We start from the raw sequence: 17,896 nt of genomic DNA, 5'->3' as shown, positions 1-17,896 counted from the left end.
TATCAGTATTGGTTATTTTTTTTCAAGTGCATAAATCTGAGGCTTCAACCCCTCCGTTTGGCATGCCAGACAACAATAAAAGGCGTATGCAATGCACTACACTCAGGTCATGAAATCTCTAATCGTCGCTGGACTCGTTGCCTATAGCCTGCCGGGAAATGCCGATGATTCGGTACGCATGCTGGTGGCTGAAAAAGGCAACGTGCATATCGAGGCGCTGGATCAGGGAAAGGGCCCTGTCATCGTGATCCTGCCGTCAAAAGGCCGCGGTGCGAATGACTATGACGAAGTGGCACGCTACCTGGCTGCCGACGGCTTTCGGGTGATTCGCCCTGAACCCCGTGGAGTCAAGGGCAGCAAGGCACCGATGGACACACCCACGCTGCATGATTTCGCCGCTGACGTGGCGCTGGTGATGGACAAGGCCAACACCGGGCCCTCGGTGGTGGTTGGGCATGCCTGGGGCAGCCAGCCCGCGCGAGTGTTGGCGGTGGACCGTCCGGACCTGGTCAAGGGTATCGTGCTGGCAGCCGCATCGATCGGCAAATTACCTGAGGGCTCATCCGAGAAACCCTACGGCCGCATGGTTGAGGCCATCAAAGGCGCGGGTGATTATTCATTGCCAGAGGCCAAGCGTATCGACTATCTCAAGGAGGCGTTCTTCGCACCTGGCAATGACCCGCGTGCCTGGCTGAGCGGATGGTACGACAAAACCCACCAGGCCCAGGACCATGCGCGCGATACCACGCCCGTGGAGCTGTATTGGTCAGCCGGGAACACGGTGCCCATTCTCGACTTGCAAGGGCAGCATGATGCGGTGGTGATCCCGAACATTCTGAAATCGATGCTCGGCGACCGGGTTGAACACAAGACCATCGCCAACGCCGGGCATGCCATGGCGCCCGAGCAGCCACGTGCAATGGCAGAGGCCATCGCTGACTTCGCTCAGCGTGTGTATGCGGCCAAATGATCTACTGATTTAGCGGTTGCACCTCGATCCAATGTGGAAGGGAGTTGCCTCCCTCCCACACTGGAAGCACTTACCCGTTACCGCTATTTCGCATACTGCGCTTTGGCAAACGCGGCGATCGCATCCGCCATCGCCTTGGGTTGCTCAGGGGCCATGGCGTGGCCGGCATTTTTCAATACCACCACCTGAACTCGATCACCGAGCATGCTTTTAAGCACGCCCGAGAAGCGCCGTGGGGCGACCGTGTCCGCCTCACCTTGCAGGTCGAGAATCGGTGCTGTGCCGGCGGCGAAATAGTCGTCCACCGGGGTGGTGTTGCGTGCATGGCCCTCGGCATCGTGGGTTGCCTGGTGCCAGCCATCCAACCACACCCTCGGGTCGTTGCCCGGAGCAAAGAAGGCTTTGCGCAAATAGATCAGACGTTGTTCTTCGGGCAGTGACAGGTCGCCCGCACCATCGATGGCCTGGCGCATCTCGGCGTTGATGGGCTTTTCAGTCGAGCCTGGTGGTACTTTGCCTGCTGAAGCCGCGGCCATGACCACGCCGCGCACGAGGTCCGGACGGTCCGCGGCGAGCATGCGCGCGGCGAAGTTGCCCCAGGCATGGCCGACCACCACGATGGGGCCTTTGTTCTCATGTTCGACCACTGCCGCCACATCGCGAGCGAAGTCGTGCACGCTCAGGTTTTCCATCGGCCCCTTGCTTTGCCCGATGCCTCGCGGCTCCGGCCGGACAACCCTGAACCCATCCGCCTGAAGATAATCGGCAACCTGGTCATAGTCGCGGCCCGAACGGCCCAACGAGGGCAGCATCACGATAACGGGCCCGGTGCCTTGGCTGTTGACCTCGATTTGCACATTGTCGTAACGGACCAGCTCTTGTTTGAGTGGCGCACCGACGGCCATCGCAATAGCAGAGGCCAGGCTGAACGTGGCACCGATTAGAAGACGCGAAAAAGTTCTCATTATTTTGACTCCTGGGCAGTCAGGTTTTGCACCGGCTCAAGGCCGCTCTCTTCAAGCAAACGGTGTGCGGCCGGGCTGTTGAGGTAGGCAATGAATTCGCGGGCAGGGACCGCATTGGGCGTTTGGTGGGCAACCGTCGCGCAGAACCGACTGACCTTCTGCACTTCTTCGGGCAGCGGTCCCAGGTAGTCGACGCCGGGGGTCACCTTTAGCTCGCTGATCTGTTGCATGCCGATATCCGCGTCGCCCCTGGCCAGCGCCGTGCCAACCAGCTCCTTGCCGGCAATCTCAATGGTCTTGCCTTTGATCTGATCGCTGATGCCCAATCGCTGGAAGAGCTCGGTGCGGATAAAGACGCCGCTGGCGCCCTGGGAATAAGCGATCCTGTCGGCCTTCAGCAAGGCGGATTTCAGCGCGGCGACGCTTGAGACATCTGGCGTGGGTTTGCCGTGAGGTACGCCGACACCGATACGCGAGTCGGCAATCTCGCTGCGGGTGGCCATGTCGAAGGCGCCGGTGGGGGAGAGCAGCGCCAAGGTTTCGTTGACCATGATCGCCAGGTCCATGGGCTCTTTGTGTTTGATGCGTTCTGGAATGGATTCAGGCGAGGTTCCCATGGAAGGCCCCCAACTGAACTTCAGGGTGTTGCCGCTGGCTTTTTCGTAGGCCGGCTGAAGGTGTTCCATGGCGCCCCTGAGTGCGCCGCTGGCAATGACCTTCAATTCGGCCGCTTCGCCCAACTGAGAGAAACCGAGCAAGCTGACCAACCCGGTGGTCACCAATATCGGCGCAGATTTTGTTTTTTTCATGATGCTACCTTCTCTAATGGGCGCCCGTTTCAGGCACCACGGGTGTTGACGAACAACGAATACAACGACGTGGTTGAAGCCATCAGCAGGCGATTGCCGCGCGGGCCGCCGAAACACAGGTTGGCGCAGCGTTCCGGCAGGTCGATATGCCCGATTGCCGTGCCATCGGGCGCGAAGATGCGCACCCCATCCAGGCCCGGCTCAGGCGCTCCCCAGCCGCACCAGAGGTTTCCGTCTACATCGACACGCAGGCCATCGGGCAAGCCGCTGCCGGCATCGATCAGTACACGGCGTTGGCCGATCTGGCCCTGGTCATCAACGCTGTAGGCCACGATTCGTCGGGGGCGAGCCCTGGACTCAACCAGGTAGAGCGTCTTTTCATCGGGGGAGAAGGCAAGGCCGTTTGGCCCTTCGAGGTCTTCGGCGACACAGTGCAGGCTGCCGTCAACATCGAGGCGATAGAGGTTGGCCGGCAGTTCCGGCGTGCCCTGGCGCCCCATGTAGTCACTGATCAGGCCGAAAGGCGGGTCAGTGAACCAGATGCTGTCGTCAGACTTCACCACGATGTCATTCGGCGAGTTCAGCGGCTTGCCTGCAAAGCTTTCAGCCAGCACCGTGGTGCTGCCGTCGTATTCGGTGCGAGTGACGCGTCGCCCGCCGTGCTCACAGATCAGCAGGCGGCCTTGACGGTCGCGGGTCATGCCGTTGGCCTGATTCGAAGGCTGGCGAAACACGCCCAGAGCGCCCGTGGCCTCGTCCCAACGCATGATGCGGTCGTTGGGCAAGTCGGTGAACAACAGGAAGCGACCGTCGGCGAACCATGCCGGGCCTTCTGCCCAGCGCAGACCGCCACCGAGGCGTTCGACCTTGGCATGGGCCAGGCGGTAGTGGGCAAAGCGCGGATCCAGCTCACGCACCCTGGGATCGGGCACGCGCGGGCTGGACGACCATGAAATCTCGTCCATCGTTTGATCTCCGAAAGGGGTGGGCGTCAGGTGTAGAGGCGCGCCGGGTTATCGATCAGTACGGCTTGTTGCAAGGCGGGGCTGTCGCAGACTTGGCGAATGAAATCGAGCAACTGCGCGTCATCCGGGATTGGTCCCTTGATATTCGGATGCGGCCAGTCCGAGCCCCAGATCGCGCGTTGCGGTGCGCATTCGAGCAGCGTACGCACCTGGTCCAGCGCCTGTGGCCAGGGTCCTGGCCTGCCTTGCATGGCGCGATCGATACCGGACAGTTTGATCCAGCGGTTCGAGTGGCTCAGTTCGGTGCACAATTCGCGCATCAGCGTCGGATCAACAGGCTCGGTAAGGTCGGGGCGGGCCATATGATCGATGACCAGCGGCGTTTCCAGATTCCGCCAGGCTTTTAGAAACGGCAGCAACACGGGCAATTCTCCATGCACCAGCACATGCCAACCGAAAGACCTGACGCGCTCGGCCAGGGCGCGCAATGTTTCCGGGTCGCGGGCGCCTGGCAGGTGGCCCATCAAGTTGAAGCGGATACCCCGCAGGCCGCCGTCATGGAGTGCTTGCAATTGGGTGTCGGTGGTGGTGTCGTCAATGATCCCGACGCCTCGGTAGCGGCCGGCGCTGTCGGCAATCGCTTGTAGGATGGCTGCGTGATCCGTGCCATAGGGCGCGGCCTGTACCAGCACGCCGTGGCTGATACCCAGACGGCGATGCAGGCTCAGCAACTCGGAGAAAGGCGCGGGCTCCGGTGCGTAGGCGGCATTGGCCGGCAGCGGAAACTGGGCCCAGGGGCCGTAGATATGCGTGTGGCAATCCCACACACCCATCGGGTTGGATGAAGTCGACATGCTGGCTCCTGCGAGTGGCTCAGTCGCAACGTGCGGTCATGCCGCCGTCGACGATGATTTCGGTGCCGGTGACAAAGCGTGACTCATCGCTGGCCAGGTAAAGCGCGGCATAAGCGGTATCGCGGCCATCGCCCATGAACCCGAGTGGAATGCGTTTCAGGCGCGTGTCGAGCAATTTGCTCACATCGCCGCCCGTGCGTTGCCCGGCCAGGCGCACCTCGACCATTGGCGTATGCAACTGTCCGGGCACTACGGTGTTCACGCGGATGCCCTTGGGCGCGTATTCCACGGCGGTGACGCGCGACAGCTGAATCACGCCGGCTTTGCTGGCGGCATAGGCGACCTGGGCCGAGCCTGTCCAACGAATGCCGGACGTCGATGCGGTATTGATGATCGAGCCACTGCCCTGGGCCTCCATCAGCGGCAGTACGTGCTTGCAGGTGAGGTAGACGCTGCTGAGGTTCAGGGCTATCTGGGCATCGAACTTTTCTTCAGCCAGGGCAACAGCGCCGCCTGCCGCCGAACCACCGACGTTATTCACCAGGATATCGACCGTGCCATACGCCTCCTTGCAGGCGGCAACCATCGCGGCCACGGCCTGGGTATTGGTGACATCGCAGGCATAAGGTGTGACCTCACCGCCGGCCTCACGAATGCGCTCAAGCGTTTCCTCCATGGCCGGCAGGTCACGATCGACCGCGAAGACCTTGGCACCGGCCATGGCGAATAGCACCGCGACCGCGCGGCCGTTGCCCCAGCCGCTGCCGACACAGCCGGCACCGGTGACGATAGCGACCTTGCCTTGGAGGCGATCGCTTTTTGGAAGTGTTCCGGTCATGCAAGTATCCTCAATTCAATGTTGTTGGTAGTTCGGCAATGGCGCCCACGGGCGGTGGCACTTCGAACACCTTGATGGTCATGGAAATCAGGCTGTAGTAGCCCGCGATGCCGACCAGGTCGACAGCCGCATCGGTGCCCAACAGCTCGGTGAATTCGGCATACAGGTCGTCGCTGATCGCACGCTGGGCGTGCAGCTCACGAATGAAGCGGTAAACCAGCGCTTCATCGGCGTTTTCGAACGCAGGCGCCACGTCATCCCGAATGGCGTCGATGATCTGCGGCGCCAAGCCCGCTTCCAGCGCGAAGGGCTTGTGGGCAGCCCACTCGTATTCGGCGAGCCAGTGGCGCCCCATCATCAGGATGGCAAGCTCAGACAGGCGCGGCTCCAGGCAGGTGTCATAGCGGCAGTAGCGGCCCAATGCCTGGGCGCACTCCGCCAGTTCCGGCCGATGCAGCCAGATGGCCAGGGGGCCTCGCACCCCTTTGCGTGGGCCATTGGCGATGCGCTCGTAAACCGGGCGCTGCTCATCGCTAAGGTGGTTCGGGTCGATAGGGGGCAGACGATTCATGAAGCTTTCCTGTCAGGGACGTGGCTGAGTAACGGGAGTCGGCGCAGGCTCGGACCGCTCGGTCGAGAGGCTTTCCACTGGCGGCCGCAGCAGGCTGCGGCTTGGCTTGCGGCCGGTTTCGCGCTCGAAATCTTCAGGGTTGAACGCGCCTTCCCAGCGTGCGATGGCAAACACCGCGACGGTGTTGCCGACGATATTGGTCAGGGCCGTGGCGGTGGCCATGATGCGGTCGATACCAAACAGCAACCCGAGGCCACTCAGGGGCAGGGTTTGTACCGATTGCAAAGTCGCGGCGAGTTTGATGAAGGCGCCGCCCGCCACCGTGGTGCCTCCCTTGGAGGTGATACTCAGGATGGCCAGCAGACCCAGTTGCTGCAGCAGGGAGAACGGCGTGTCGGTGGCCTGGGCGATGAACCCGATGGCAATCGCCATGTAGATCGCCGTGCCGTCGAGGTTGAAGCTGTAGCCGGCGGGAAGGACAAAGCCGACCACCACCTCATCGCAACCGCTGCGCTGCAGTTTTTCGAGCAGGCGTGGAAACGCTACTTCGCCGGATGCGGTACCGAATACCAGCAGGATTTCATCGCGAATCAGGCGCAGCACGCTGCCAAACGGCAAGCCAATGGACCAACTGATCGAACCGAGAATGCCGAACACGAAGATCAGGGACGCCGCGTAGTAAACCGCAATCAACTTCAGGAGGTAGAGGAGGGTATCGCCACCATAACTGCCGATGGCGGCTGCCATGGCACCAAACGCGCCCAGCGGCGCCAGCTTCATGATGAAACTGAGCATCTTGAACAGAATGCTCTGGGCTTCACCGAGGGCTTTCACGGCGACCGAGTCCGGGCCACATACTCGATTGATGGCGATACCGGCCAGCACCGAAATAATCAATACCTGGATGATGTCGCCTTTGGCGAACGCATCGACCAACGTATGCGGAATCAGCCCCAGCAGGTAGTTGATCATGGAGACACTGCCTGCGGCCGAGGTGGCCTTGATCGCTTCGCTGGATTCGTTGAGGCTGGTGGCATGCAGGCCCACGCCTGGCTCGACCACGTTGACCAGAATGAAACCGATCAGCATTGCCACCGTGCTGACCACTTCAAAGTAGATCAGCGATTTGACGCCGAGCCGGCCGAGTTTGCGCATGTCCTGAACATGGGTAAGTCCATGCACGAGGGTGACGAAAACGATCGGCGCCAACATCATTTTCAGCAGGGCGATGAACGCTTGTCCAAGAGGTTTCATGGCTACCGCCCATTGCGGCGCGACAAAGCCGAGAACGATGGCAGCGACCAGTGCGATCAGCACCTGCACGTGGAGTTTTCTCAACTGATTCATGGCATTTCCTGACCCAGTACTGGGCATCATTATTCTTGTGGTTACTCATCCCTTGATGGGCGAGTCGGGCCTTTCAGCTATCTGTATTGAGCATAGAAAAAACTAAACCTAGGCACAAAAACCTTATTTTGATACAAAGCTATGCCATTGCGGCATGGTGAATACGATGGACATACGAGAACTCCGCTCCTTTGTAAAAGTCGCTCAGTGCGGTGGTTTCAGTCGTGCGGCGAAGGAGCTCTTCATCGCTCAGCCGGCGCTGAGTCGGCAGATCGCCAAGCTTGAAGAACAGCTTCAAGTGGCGCTGTTCATTCGACATGGCAGGGGAGTGCAGCTGACCGCTGCGGGGGCGCGCTTGCTGGAGCGGGCGGACGTCATGCTGCGCTACATGGAAGAAACCGCCGACCATGTCCGCAACAGCGCATTCGAGGAGCGCGGGCACTTGGCCGTTGGACTGCCGCCTGCGATCGGTACCATCGTCGGGCCGCAGTTGATCCGCCGTTTTCACGAGCGCTGGCCGAAGGCTTCATTGCATGTGTTGGAAGGCTTGAGCACTTCGCTGCAGGAGTGGTTGCTGGATGGCCGGATCCAGGTAGCCGTGGTCTACAACCAACCGTTGCTCGAGGCCTTTGACGTCCGGCCAATTTTCAGTGAACGGATGGTGTTGGTCGGGCCGCCTCGGGAAACGCCGAAATCAGTGCGCATCATGGGTCTGGCGGATTTCCCATTGATCCTTCCAGGGTTGCCCCACAGCAATCGTCGACTGATCGAACAGGTCGCCGCGCAGAATGGCCTTCAATTGAATGTCGTCTTCGACGTGGACAGCGTCAACCTGACCAAACGCATGGTGGCTGAAGGCATGGGCTATTCGATTCTTGCCCATGCGGCAGTCCAAGAGGACATAGCCAATGGCATCCTGGTGGGCCATGCGATTGAGCGCCCCGGCATTCGCTCCACGGTTTCGCTGACCACCCTCAAGGATCGCAGAAACAGTCGCCTGGCATTGAGTTGGGAAAAAATCCTGCTGGAGACATTGGAAGAACTCGTGACGGTAGGCGCGTGGAAGGAGGCCACACTTTGGCTCGGTCGAGACGGAGCATGAGCAGTTCCAAACGAGCCATGGTCTGACCGGTTAAAAACGCCCCAGCTTAAGAGGGTACTCAATCACGATGTAAACCCGGTCGATGTCATCCCCACCCTGGGCGCTGTTGGCCCGATGGGTCACCTGGGACACCTGCACGGACAAATCCTTGGCCGGCCCCGATTGCACGGTGTAGTGCAGATCGATATCCCGCTCCCAATGGCGTCCGCCATCCCCTTGTTGCGGGACGAACTGGCCGGCGTCCGGGTCAAATGGGTTGTACGCCCCACCTTGGGGTGCATGGGTGCCGTCGATGCCACGGCCGGTGACGTAACGGGTCATGAATTTCAATCCCGGGACGCCGAAAGCACCCAGGTCGAGATCGTAGCGGGCCTGCCACGAGCGTTCGCCGGCGCCGTTGAAGTCGGCGTATTTGATGGAGTTGGCGAGGTAGATCGAGTCGCCGCCAACAAAGTCGAAGGGCGTGTCGCCATGGATCTTCTGATAGGCCAGGGTGAATCCCTGGGCACCGACGGTGTATTTGCCAGACAGGCTATAGGCGGTGTTATCAATCGCGCCGGCCTCGGCGTCGCCGTAATCCTGGGTGTGGTAAACGTTGCCGTCCAGAAAGAACCCGGATTGCTTCAGATGCAGGTTGGCGTAGTACTGACGCCAGGTGTCGCTCAGCTCGGATGCGTACAGAGCACCGCCCAACGGCTGATCCTCGAACAATTGGGCACCGAGGAAACTGATGCTGCCGGTCTCGGTGCTCACTCCATAACCGGTGAAGTCCCCTTTGCGGGTCGAGGCATCCTGATTCTTGAAAGCGGTGAAGCGCCCGCCTTGCAAATGCACGTCGTCGAACTCCCGGCTGTCGAGCAGAAATCCCGTGGCGTATTCCGGCTGCAAGCGCTTGTCGGCGGTGTCGAATACCGGGGTTTCCACGGTCATCTCACCGTAGGCCAAGGTGGTCCGAGACGCGCGCAGTTTCAGCGCGCCACCGGCACTGGAGAAGTCGTTCTCACTGCGGCCATCCGAGTCCAGCGGCAGCAATCCCGTTCCGGAATGTCCCTTGCCGCCATCCAGTTTCATGCCGAGAAAACCATGGGCGTCGACACCGAATCCAACGGTGCCAGGAGTAAAGCCGGAGGCAAATGAGGCGATGAAACCTTGAGCCCACTCCTGCTTATAGTTTTTGTTCGACGGGGAGGGGGATCGGTAGTCGTTCTGCAGAAAGAAGTTTCGGCTCAGTACGTCCAGGGTTGAACCGTCCATAAAGCCTTGCGCCGATGGCTCGGCAGCCAGGGCTGTGCCGCAGGTGCCGATTAGCAACATGGATAACCAGTGCTTGGGACGTGGCCATGGTTGCGTGCGAGCTTTATTGCTGCAAAGGCTGCGGGTGTTCAGTGCTTGGGTTGCGGTGCGCATGCTGAAGCCAGTTTGGTGACGAGGGCCTGATTATTGGTCGTGGGGCTCTGGCTGGTGAGTTAAACGTTGTTAATTCTGAGTGGGTACGACTCGTCGGGCTAAAGCTGGCGCAAGCTCGTAAAGCATTGAACGCCTCGCAGCGCCTGTCCTCCAATCACTATCGGAAAGAAGAAGGAGGACTGACATGCAGCCTAAGACTGAAGGACTTGAAGAGCACGGCCCTAGCGGCGTGCCTTACATAAACGATCCGGAAAAGCCCACTTCACCGCCCTTGAACGATGCCGATGCCACTGATGAAGAGGAGGCGGAGGAAGATATTCAGGACGAAGCAGAATCCATTTAAATGTGAGGAGCAAGGCAATGGACAACTATCACCTGAGCCCTTCTGCGGATGGCTGGGAATTGAAGAAAGCCGGCGCAGAGCGTGCCTCTAAAAAAGCGGCTACTAAGCAGGAGTTGGTGAGCGCTCTGACAGATTTCTTTGATGGCAAAACCGCCTCGGTGAAGATTCACAAAGCCGATGGTTCCATTGAAGAAGAACGCACCTATCCGCGTTCCGCTGACCCCAGGCGAACCAAGGGGTGACTCCCATCTCCGCTGCCGACCTGGGTATCGAGATCGACGACCCGAGCAGCCACGGAGTGTATCGGTGGCTGCTCGCCAGTTTTCTGATCGGTAAAAGGATTCGTTCCTCTGTCGCCGTTGAGGCATATCGGAACCTGGTCGACCGATATGGCCTGGATACACCTGCAAAGCTCGCCCGATGCTCACATCGAGATCTTGTCAGGCTCCTCGGGCAAGCGGGCTACGCACGATACGATGAATCCACGGCGCGGCGACTGCACGAGCTGGGTGTAGGCCTGGATACCGGACTGGAGTCTCGGATGAACGCTTTGCAGAGCGGTTCAATGGAAGCTGCGGAGTTTGAGCGATGGGTACTCAGCTTTAACGGCATCGGGCCGAAGACGTTGGAGATCTTCAAGCGCGGAGTTGCTCTAGGAGACAAATGACGCGTGTTGTCGCATGACTTTCCCTACCCAGTTGATTGGCCTGGAGCTCGTCCTCGACCACCACCAGCCGGTAGCGGTGTGCCTCGTCGAACACATGAAGCCTCCAAGTACGTAAACGGCAGGACTGGCAAAATGCCACGCGCGTTGCTATTTTTTGACGTATCGACGGTTAGACTTACTACCGGACATTCGCAGACGTCGCTGTATCTGCCCAATTCGCTGCGGAAAAGGAAACCCGGAGTATGTACATCCCATCGGTTACGCGAAGCCCGGCGCCGCGCTTTGCATCTCTTCTAAAGTTTTTAATTCTCGTTGCCATTGCGCTGAATCTGTTTGCTCGTCCCGCGCAAGCTGAAGATCGGGAAAAGACATTTCGTTATTTCCCTTCCGGGCCCATCTATGAGTATCGCTGGAAGCTCCTGGAGCTGGCGCTTTCGCATACACAGGCGACCGATGGCCGCACCCATCTCATTCCCTATGAGCAGGAGGCCAGTCAGAATCGTGGCATGGAGTTGCTTCAGACGGGGCAGATCGATGTCATCGCACTGGGAACCAACACCGAACGCGAATCCCTTATGCTGCCGATCAAGATCGATATCTTGCGCGGTCTTATCGGTTACCGCCTCCTCTTGATTCGTGCTGCCGATCAACCTCGCATCGCGCGGATGGACGAACAAGCGTTTCGCGAGCAATTGACATTCGGCCTTAATAGTCAATGGGCCGATGTACCCATCATGCAAGCCAGTGGTTTTACGGTGGTCACTTCGAGCAACTATGAAAATCTTTTTGGCATGCTTGCAGCTAAACGCTTCGACGCTTTCCCGCGTGGATTGAATGAAGCGGCTCGTGAGCTTGAGGAGCACAAGGACCAATACCCTCAGCTCGTCATTGAAAACAGCAAGGCGTTGTTCTTCCCTTATCCGGTGTACTTTTGGGTCAACAAGAGCGACACCGCGCTGGCCCGACGCATCGAACATGGACTCAATCTATCGTTGGCGGACGGGTCCTTCCGCAAACTGTTTGAAACTTACCATGCAAAGGAGATAAGCGCGCTTGCCAAGGAACATCGGCGGGTCATCCGTCTTGCCAATCCCGTCCTGCCTGCCGGGACGCCTGAATCGGATACCCTCTGGTGGTGGAAATAAATGCAAGTAGGACGGATGTTTGCCGCTCAGACGCTTTTCAGGCGACTGCTTTACACCATGTTCCCGTGGTACCTCTTGATTGCTCTGGGTATGACTGGGGCGCAGTTGAGCATTCAATATTTCAGCGTCAGCAGGGATATCACGGATGACCTGGTCTCCCTGAGCAGAACCATCAGCCCCAGCTTCACCAAGGCCGTATGGGAACTGGACAAGGCTGAGCTCATGAGTATTGTCACAGCCGTGCGTCAGAACGCTATCGTCAGCGGCGTCCAGGTGGTCTCTGCCGGGGGTGAGGTCCTGGCGGTCTCCGGGCATGTGCCAAGCGGGAGGAGGGAAGGGCGGACGCTCTTCCCCGCCAGGTTCCGCCAAGCCGAATTACCGCTTACGTCGCCTGGGCAGGCGGGCGAGCATAATGTAATCGGTGTTCTCAAGATGTATTCAGATCGCAGTGTGCTATGGGATCGGACCAAGTACGCCTGCCTGTTCATTCTGCTCAATTCGATCGTCATTACCTCGGCACTCTGGCTGATCATTCTCTGGGCCATTCGTTATCGACTGTCCAATGCTGTCACCCGGGTCTCCCACGCTGTAGAGAACTGGCGTTTCAGGCCGGACAATGCGCCCGTGGAGAAAATCCAGTATCCCTACCGCGACGAGCTCGGAGAGTTGGTAAACGCCTTTAACGAGAGCCGCAGTCGACTCTACGATTCGCTGCAAGCGCTTAACCAGCTCAATCACAATCTTGAGGGCATTGTTGCCGAGCGAACTGAAGAACTGCTTCTTGCCAAGGAGGAAGCGGAGCGGCTGACGCAGGTCAAGAGCGATTTCCTGGCTAACATGAGCCACGAGATCCGCACCCCCATGAACGCCATTCTCGGCATGCTCTATCTGGTCCTGAAAAAGGATCTGCCGCCGGCCTTGCGTAGCCAACTGGGCAAGGTACAAACGGCCGCCCATTCACTGCTGGGTGTGATCAACGACATTCTTGATTTTTCCAAAGTTGAGGCGGGCAAACTTAAACTCGAACAGATCGAGTTCGGGTTGGATTCCGTATTGGAGCAATTGACGGATGCCATCGCCTTCCAGGCCGAAGAAAAAGGTATCGAGTTTCTTATTCGTCATGACCCCACCATTCCCACGCGGTTGTTGGGCGACCCATTGCGCCTGGGCCAGATCCTCCTCAACTTGTGCGGGAACGCTATAAAATTCACGGAAAAAGGCGAGGTGGAGTTAGCATTCCATAGCTTGGGCATTCGGGACGACATCCTGCATATGCAGATTAGCGTGCGCGACACGGGCATTGGCATGAGCCCTGAAACACAGCGTCATCTCTTTGAAAAATTTACCCAAGGCGACTCATCCACGACGCGGCGATTCGGTGGAACCGGCCTTGGGCTGGCCATCAGCAAGAGCCTGGCCGAACTGATGGGAGGGCGTATCTGGATTGAAGACTCGCAATCAGGCAAAGGCAGCACGATCAGTTTCACCGTGCAGTTGCCCGTCGCGCGGCAAGCACAGGTACACCAACGACAACTGGTCGAGCAGACCGGACCGTTGCTCAAGGGCATCCGCGTCTTGCTGGTGGATGACAATGCGGTCTCTCGTGAAATCCTGGCCGAGATGTTGCGTTTCTTCCAATTGGAAGTTGTCACCGTTGCCAGCGGCCCAGCCGCCCTCACCGAACTGCAGGCCTCAGCCGCTGAGCCCTATGATCTGGTCCTGATGGACTGGCGTATGCCCGGCATGAATGGCGACGAAACCACCCAGCGCATTCACCGTGATATTCGTTTGCCCCGTCTTCCCAAGGTCATCATGATCACCGCTTATGGTCGCGAAGATGTCTTGCGCCTGGCCGAGCAGGCCGGGGTGGACGGGTTCTTGATCAAACCAGTCTCACCTTCAGTGCTGCTTGACTCGATTCTTTCAGTCCTTGGACGTGGCCGCGTTCTCGGAATGGATGCTCAGGGCAGACCTACAACGCTCCAGCCCCCGAATAACAATCAGTTGGCGGGGGGCCACATACTGGTCGTTGAGGACAACGATATAAACCGGGAATTCGCCGCCGAGTTGTTGCACTGCGAAGGCATGGTCGTGGATGAGGCCGTGAACGGTCAGGAAGCGCTCGACAAAGTCCAAGGTCATGATTATGACGCGGTGTTGATGGACATCCAGATGCCCGTGATGGATGGCCTGGAGTCAACCAGGCGTATTCGGGCATTGGCTGATATGCCTGGCGGAGAACGCTTTGGTGCACTACCGATTATTGCCATGACCGCGCTGGCGATGGCGCAAGATACCCAGGCCAGTCACGATGCGGGAATGAACGACCACATTACCAAGCCAATTGCACCCGATCGGCTGATGACCGTACTCTGCAAGTGGATACAATCGCCCGGCCGGCGTAGCGATCAGCCTGCGGTGCTCGATGTGGTGAAATCGCCGGCAAGTAGCCTGCCTGCCGATCTGCAGACAATGGTCCATATCAACGCTCAGGACGGTTTACGCCGTATTGGCGGCAAGGCTGATGGCTATCGAAAACAGCTGCGGCGGTTTCGCCTGCATTACGCTGACGCGGTCCTCAAGATCCGCGGCTTTGTTGCAAGTGGCGACAAGCAAGGTGCAGAGACATTCTGTCATTCACTCAGGGGCGTTACCGGAAATATCGGGGCCCAGCGCCTGTATGACATCGTTAAAACCATCGACGATCAACTCAAGCAGAACAGCTTCCCTGATGATCGCGTCCTGGAGGAGGCTGAAGGTCTCCTCCAGCTCGTGCTCTGTGAGATCGATGGGATTGCCGAGATTGATTACCCGTCCCAGTCGAGTGTCGAAACACCCTTATCACCGTCATTGCTCGACGCGTTGCTGAACCAGCTCGTACAGGCCCTGGAATCGGACCTTGGTGCGGCAGAACCTATACTCGCTCAGTTGCTCAAGGGGACGCGCGGAACCCGGATCGAGCAAGAAATATCCGCTATTGCCGCCTTGATCGATGATTTCGAAATAGACGCCGCACTTACTCGATTACAGCACCTGAATAGGGTCGCCCCGGATACGTCTTCATGAACGAACTTGCTCCTAACAACAAACGTGCCCGCATTCTGATCGTCGATGATATCCACGAAAATCTGCATGCCTTGATGGGGATGCTGCGCGACGATTTTTCTCTGTGTGCGGCTACCAACGGTGAAAAGGCGCTTGAGCTGGCCAACCGCCAACCGCAGCCAGACCTGATCCTGCTGGACATCAAGATGCCGGACATGGACGGTTACTCCGTTCTTTCCGCACTCAAGCTTGACCCGTGCACCACGAATATCCCGGTGATTTTTGTGACCGCCCTGGCTGATGCCATGGATGAGGCGCGAGGCCTGGCGATGGGTGTCGCCGATTACATCACCAAACCGTTCAGCCCTGATCTGCTCAAGGCGCGCATCCACAATCAACTTGAGCTCAGGCGCCTTCGCCAGAATCCCATCCGTTTCGATATAGCCGGACCGGCAGACCCAGCCAACCGCCCCTCGCTGTTGGTTGTCGATGACATCCCGGAAAACATCCATGAGCTACTCGAGGCGCTCAAGGATGACTACCGCATCATGGTTGCACGCACTGGCGCCCAGGCGCTGGACGCCGTTCAGGGCACCGTGCCCCCAGACCTTGTCCTCCTTGATATCGTAATGCCTAGCATGGACGGCTATGAAGTCTGCAGGCGCATCAAGGCAACGCCGACAGGCAGCCGAATCCCCATCATTTTTGTCACGGTCATCAATGCTGCATCAGAGAAAGTCAAAGGCTTCGAGATCGGCGCTGCCGACTACATCACCAAACCTTTCGATATCGACGAAGTGCGCGCGCGTATTCGCACCCATTTGGAGTTGGCCAGGCTGCATCGTTTCCTGGAGGATCTGGTGGCGCAGCGCAGTGCGTTACTGCAATTAACTGAAGACAAATATCGCATTCTTGCCCATCGCGACCCTCTGACCGGCTTGCCGAACCGCGTACTGTTCGCGGAATTGCTGGATCACGCGATTCTGCAGGCCGAGCGTGAGCAGTCCCAATTTTCCTTGCTCAACATAGACCTGGATAACTTCGCGACGATCAACGAAAGCCTCGGCCACAAGTCGGGTGATCAACTGCTGACCCAGGTCGCACAGAGGTTGCGAAGCCTACTGCCCGAAAACGATAGCATTGCACGCATTGCCGGGGATGAATTCAACATTATTCTGGAGCATGTCGATGTTCCAGTGGACCTGATGTCCCAGCGCATCATCAATGCGTTGGCAGAGCCATTCGTACTAGGCAAGCAGAATGTCTACATGGGGGCCAGCATCGGAATTACGCTCTATCCCGACGATGGGACTGACTCCGAGACCCTTCTGAGCAATGTCGACGCCGCACTTCATCGAGCCAAAGAGCAGGGGCGGGGAGTGCTGTGCTTTTTCTCGCCAGAGATGACCCACCGCGCCAAGCGGCGTTTAAAACTCGAAGCAGAGTTGCGCAATGCCCTTGAGCAAGGAGAGCTGCGGGTTTACTACCAGCCCCAAGTTGATCTGGATACCGGTAATATTGGCGGTCTTGAGGCCCTGGTCCGCTGGCAACATCCCGAGCGCGGGATGATCTCTCCAGGCGAATTCATTCCCCTTGCAGAGGAAAGTGGCCTGGTTATACAGCTCGGCGATTGGGTGTTGCACGAGGTCTGCCGCCAAATCAAAAACTGGTCAGAGGCAGGCATTGCGCCGTGTCAAACAGCGGTGAACATCTCTGCTGTTCAGTTAAGCGCGGGGAATCTGGTGAAGTCGGTCAAAAACGCCCTGGCGCAAACCGGCATCGAGCCCAGTCAGCTTGAACTGGAAATCACCGAAAGTTATGTAATGGTGGACCGCGATCAGTCATTCAAGTCCCTGAGCGAACTCAAGGCGCTGGGTGTTCGACTGTCGATTGATGATTTCGGAACGGGTTACTCCTCGCTGGGATATCTGCAGCAACTGGAAGTGCACAGGCTCAAGATCGATCTCTCCTTTGTCCGCGATATGACGACTAACGCGGGCAATGCCTCTATCGTCAAGGCCATTATCGCGCTGGGGCACAGTCTCGGCCTTGAAGTGGTGGCCGAAGGCGTCGAACATCCCGGTCAAGCGCGGTACCTGCGATCTATGCACTGCGATCTGATCCAGGGTTACCTGATCAGCCATCCCATGCCCGTCGAAGACACGGAACGCTTTCTCTCTTCCTACCAGCCACTGCATGTCGTACTTGAAAATGAAACATCATCGACGTTGTTGCTGGTGGACGACGACCTGGGCGTTTTGTCCTCGCTCAAGCGCCTGCTGCGCCACGAGAACTACCTTATCCTCACTGCAACGAGTGCCCAGGAAGCCCTCAAGCTTCTGGCTGAACATCAGGTTGGCGTCATCATCGTTGACCAACACATGCCGGGCATGAATGGCACGGAGTTACTCGCTCGTATTCGAACCATGCACCCCCATACCGTTCGAATGGTCCTGTCAGGCTCCGCCGCCGTCGATAACGTGACCGAGGCAATCAACCGCGGTGAGATCTACCGTTTTCTGACTAAACCCTGGCATGAAGCAGAGTTGCTCGAGACTGTGCGCGAGTCTTTTCGCCAGTACCGAACGTTGAGCGGGGTAAAGTCGTAGGAGTGGGGGCTTGGAAAAGGAATATGCAGAAATGCTGGGGATTCCGATAATCAATTTTGACCTCATCCATTACTCCCTTTTTTGTTTTCGTGTTTTGATCTCCGATCTTGTCCAAACGTAGTCCCTGAATACTGGTTGGAATCGCACTGAATCCGTTACCATCAGACCGTTTTCGGCGGTCCCAAGTCTTTGAAACGGCTAGGGCGCCCAATGGATTCAGGGAGAAATGGATGTACGTCAATCAAAAGTCTGGCCGGTC

At 58.2% G+C, this 17,896-nt stretch carries 16 protein-coding genes; 8 read left to right on the top strand and 8 right to left on the bottom strand.

From position 1 onward, the window contains the following. The first annotated feature begins 91 nt into the window (after positions 1 to 91). The gene (locus CGA22_RS18725; RefSeq protein ID WP_041022804.1) at positions 92 to 970 is read left to right on the top strand and encodes an alpha/beta fold hydrolase; all 879 of its coding nucleotides are present in this window, start codon (positions 92 to 94) and stop codon (positions 968 to 970) included. An 83-nt stretch (positions 971 to 1,053) separates the two neighbouring features. Here the strand turns inward: CGA22_RS18725 and CGA22_RS18720 are convergent, their stop codons facing one another. Genes CGA22_RS18720 through CGA22_RS18690 form a run of 7 tightly spaced genes read right to left on the bottom strand, consistent with a single transcriptional unit; the run spans position 1,054 to position 7,319 of the window. After that, complete coding sequence (locus CGA22_RS18720; RefSeq protein WP_041022803.1) at positions 1,054 to 1,935, bottom strand: alpha/beta fold hydrolase; 882 nt, start codon at positions 1,933 to 1,935, stop codon at positions 1,054 to 1,056. Beyond that, positions 1,935 to 2,744: a molybdate ABC transporter substrate-binding protein gene (locus tag CGA22_RS18715; protein WP_041022802.1), complete on the bottom strand. Its 810-nt coding sequence runs from the start codon at positions 2,742 to 2,744 to the stop codon at positions 1,935 to 1,937. The genes CGA22_RS18720 and CGA22_RS18715 overlap by 1 nt, the downstream gene beginning before the upstream one ends. Before the next feature lie 29 nt (positions 2,745 to 2,773). Continuing rightward, positions 2,774 to 3,709, bottom strand: a complete 936-nt coding sequence (locus tag CGA22_RS18710; protein ID WP_052435131.1) for an SMP-30/gluconolactonase/LRE family protein — start codon at positions 3,707 to 3,709, stop codon at positions 2,774 to 2,776. Positions 3,710 to 3,735: 26 nt separating this feature from the next. Next, positions 3,736 to 4,563 carry an amidohydrolase family protein gene (locus tag CGA22_RS18705; protein ID WP_041022801.1) on the bottom strand — a complete coding sequence of 276 codons (828 nt, stop codon included), beginning with the start codon at positions 4,561 to 4,563 and terminating at the stop codon, positions 3,736 to 3,738. 19 nt (positions 4,564 to 4,582) lie between these two features. Then, on the bottom strand, positions 4,583 to 5,401 hold the full coding sequence (locus tag CGA22_RS18700) for an SDR family NAD(P)-dependent oxidoreductase (protein WP_041022800.1): 819 nt from the start codon (positions 5,399 to 5,401) through the stop codon (positions 4,583 to 4,585). Between the two features lie 10 nt (positions 5,402 to 5,411). Next, positions 5,412 to 5,972, bottom strand: a complete 561-nt coding sequence (locus CGA22_RS18695; protein WP_041022799.1) for a carboxymuconolactone decarboxylase family protein — start codon at positions 5,970 to 5,972, stop codon at positions 5,412 to 5,414. 12 nt (positions 5,973 to 5,984) lie between these two features. Then, positions 5,985 to 7,319, bottom strand: a complete 1,335-nt coding sequence (locus CGA22_RS18690; protein ID WP_041022798.1) for a cation:dicarboxylate symporter family transporter — start codon at positions 7,317 to 7,319, stop codon at positions 5,985 to 5,987. Between the two features lie 166 nt (positions 7,320 to 7,485). Here CGA22_RS18690 and CGA22_RS18685 point away from each other — a divergent pair, with 166 nt between their 5' ends. Beyond that, positions 7,486 to 8,421 carry a LysR family transcriptional regulator gene (locus CGA22_RS18685; RefSeq protein ID WP_041022797.1) on the top strand — a complete coding sequence of 312 codons (936 nt, stop codon included), beginning with the start codon at positions 7,486 to 7,488 and terminating at the stop codon, positions 8,419 to 8,421. Between the two features lie 30 nt (positions 8,422 to 8,451). On the opposite strand, the gene CGA22_RS18680 is transcribed toward CGA22_RS18685, so the two are convergent. Then, positions 8,452 to 9,735, bottom strand: coding sequence for an OprD family porin (locus CGA22_RS18680; RefSeq protein ID WP_052435130.1), 1,284 nt, complete (start codon positions 9,733 to 9,735; stop codon positions 8,452 to 8,454). Positions 9,736 to 10,012: 277 nt separating this feature from the next. Here CGA22_RS18680 and CGA22_RS18675 point away from each other — a divergent pair, with 277 nt between their 5' ends. The 6 genes from CGA22_RS18675 to CGA22_RS18650 all read left to right on the top strand — a co-directional run bounded on the left by CGA22_RS18675 (position 10,013) and on the right by CGA22_RS18650 (position 17,637). Then, positions 10,013 to 10,171 carry a hypothetical protein gene (locus CGA22_RS18675; RefSeq protein ID WP_177329258.1) on the top strand — a complete coding sequence of 53 codons (159 nt, stop codon included), beginning with the start codon at positions 10,013 to 10,015 and terminating at the stop codon, positions 10,169 to 10,171. A gap of 17 nt (positions 10,172 to 10,188) precedes the next feature. Further along, positions 10,189 to 10,413, top strand: a complete 225-nt coding sequence (locus tag CGA22_RS18670; protein WP_041022796.1) for a DUF2188 domain-containing protein — start codon at positions 10,189 to 10,191, stop codon at positions 10,411 to 10,413. 299 nt (positions 10,414 to 10,712) lie between these two features. Then, positions 10,713 to 10,838 (top strand): hypothetical protein, encoded by a 126-nt coding sequence (locus CGA22_RS27305; protein ID WP_317451657.1) that lies wholly within the window; start codon positions 10,713 to 10,715, stop codon positions 10,836 to 10,838. A gap of 242 nt (positions 10,839 to 11,080) precedes the next feature. After that, positions 11,081 to 11,983, top strand: coding sequence for a substrate-binding periplasmic protein (locus CGA22_RS18660; protein WP_218187529.1), 903 nt, complete (start codon positions 11,081 to 11,083; stop codon positions 11,981 to 11,983). A gap of 15 nt (positions 11,984 to 11,998) precedes the next feature. After that, on the top strand, positions 11,999 to 15,049 hold the full coding sequence (locus CGA22_RS18655; RefSeq protein WP_188258674.1) for a response regulator: 3,051 nt from the start codon (positions 11,999 to 12,001) through the stop codon (positions 15,047 to 15,049). Beyond that, positions 15,046 to 17,637, top strand: coding sequence for an EAL domain-containing protein (locus CGA22_RS18650; RefSeq protein ID WP_041022794.1), 2,592 nt, complete (start codon positions 15,046 to 15,048; stop codon positions 17,635 to 17,637). Before CGA22_RS18655 ends, CGA22_RS18650 begins: the two co-directional genes overlap by 4 nt. Positions 17,638 to 17,896 lie beyond the last annotated feature (259 nt).

The sequence above is a fragment of the Pseudomonas sp. PSB18 genome (assembly GCF_014596565.1).
In the GTDB taxonomy this organism is placed as follows: domain Bacteria; phylum Pseudomonadota; class Gammaproteobacteria; order Pseudomonadales; family Pseudomonadaceae; genus Aquipseudomonas.
This window is presented reverse-complemented; position numbering and strand designations above follow the sequence as displayed.

Coding starts and splice junctions, on each gene's coding strand:
- CGA22_RS18710 (WP_052435131.1), bottom strand. CDS start 3,709: ATGGACGAGATTTCATGGTCGTCCAGCCCGCGCGTGCCCGATCCCAGG.
- CGA22_RS18725 (WP_041022804.1), top strand. CDS start 92: ATGCACTACACTCAGGTCATGAAATCTCTAATCGTCGCTGGACTCGTT.
- CGA22_RS18655 (WP_188258674.1), top strand. CDS start 11,999: ATGTTTGCCGCTCAGACGCTTTTCAGGCGACTGCTTTACACCATGTTC.
- CGA22_RS18700 (WP_041022800.1), bottom strand. CDS start 5,401: ATGACCGGAACACTTCCAAAAAGCGATCGCCTCCAAGGCAAGGTCGCT.
- CGA22_RS18685 (WP_041022797.1), top strand. CDS start 7,486: ATGGACATACGAGAACTCCGCTCCTTTGTAAAAGTCGCTCAGTGCGGT.
- CGA22_RS18695 (WP_041022799.1), bottom strand. CDS start 5,972: ATGAATCGTCTGCCCCCTATCGACCCGAACCACCTTAGCGATGAGCAG.
- CGA22_RS18660 (WP_218187529.1), top strand. CDS start 11,081: ATGTACATCCCATCGGTTACGCGAAGCCCGGCGCCGCGCTTTGCATCT.
- CGA22_RS18720 (WP_041022803.1), bottom strand. CDS start 1,935: ATGAGAACTTTTTCGCGTCTTCTAATCGGTGCCACGTTCAGCCTGGCC.
- CGA22_RS18650 (WP_041022794.1), top strand. CDS start 15,046: ATGAACGAACTTGCTCCTAACAACAAACGTGCCCGCATTCTGATCGTC.
- CGA22_RS18675 (WP_177329258.1), top strand. CDS start 10,013: ATGCAGCCTAAGACTGAAGGACTTGAAGAGCACGGCCCTAGCGGCGTG.
- CGA22_RS18690 (WP_041022798.1), bottom strand. CDS start 7,319: ATGAATCAGTTGAGAAAACTCCACGTGCAGGTGCTGATCGCACTGGTC.
- CGA22_RS18680 (WP_052435130.1), bottom strand. CDS start 9,735: ATGTTGCTAATCGGCACCTGCGGCACAGCCCTGGCTGCCGAGCCATCG.
- CGA22_RS27305 (WP_317451657.1), top strand. CDS start 10,713: ATGAACGCTTTGCAGAGCGGTTCAATGGAAGCTGCGGAGTTTGAGCGA.
- CGA22_RS18670 (WP_041022796.1), top strand. CDS start 10,189: ATGGACAACTATCACCTGAGCCCTTCTGCGGATGGCTGGGAATTGAAG.
- CGA22_RS18705 (WP_041022801.1), bottom strand. CDS start 4,563: ATGTCGACTTCATCCAACCCGATGGGTGTGTGGGATTGCCACACGCAT.
- CGA22_RS18715 (WP_041022802.1), bottom strand. CDS start 2,744: ATGAAAAAAACAAAATCTGCGCCGATATTGGTGACCACCGGGTTGGTC.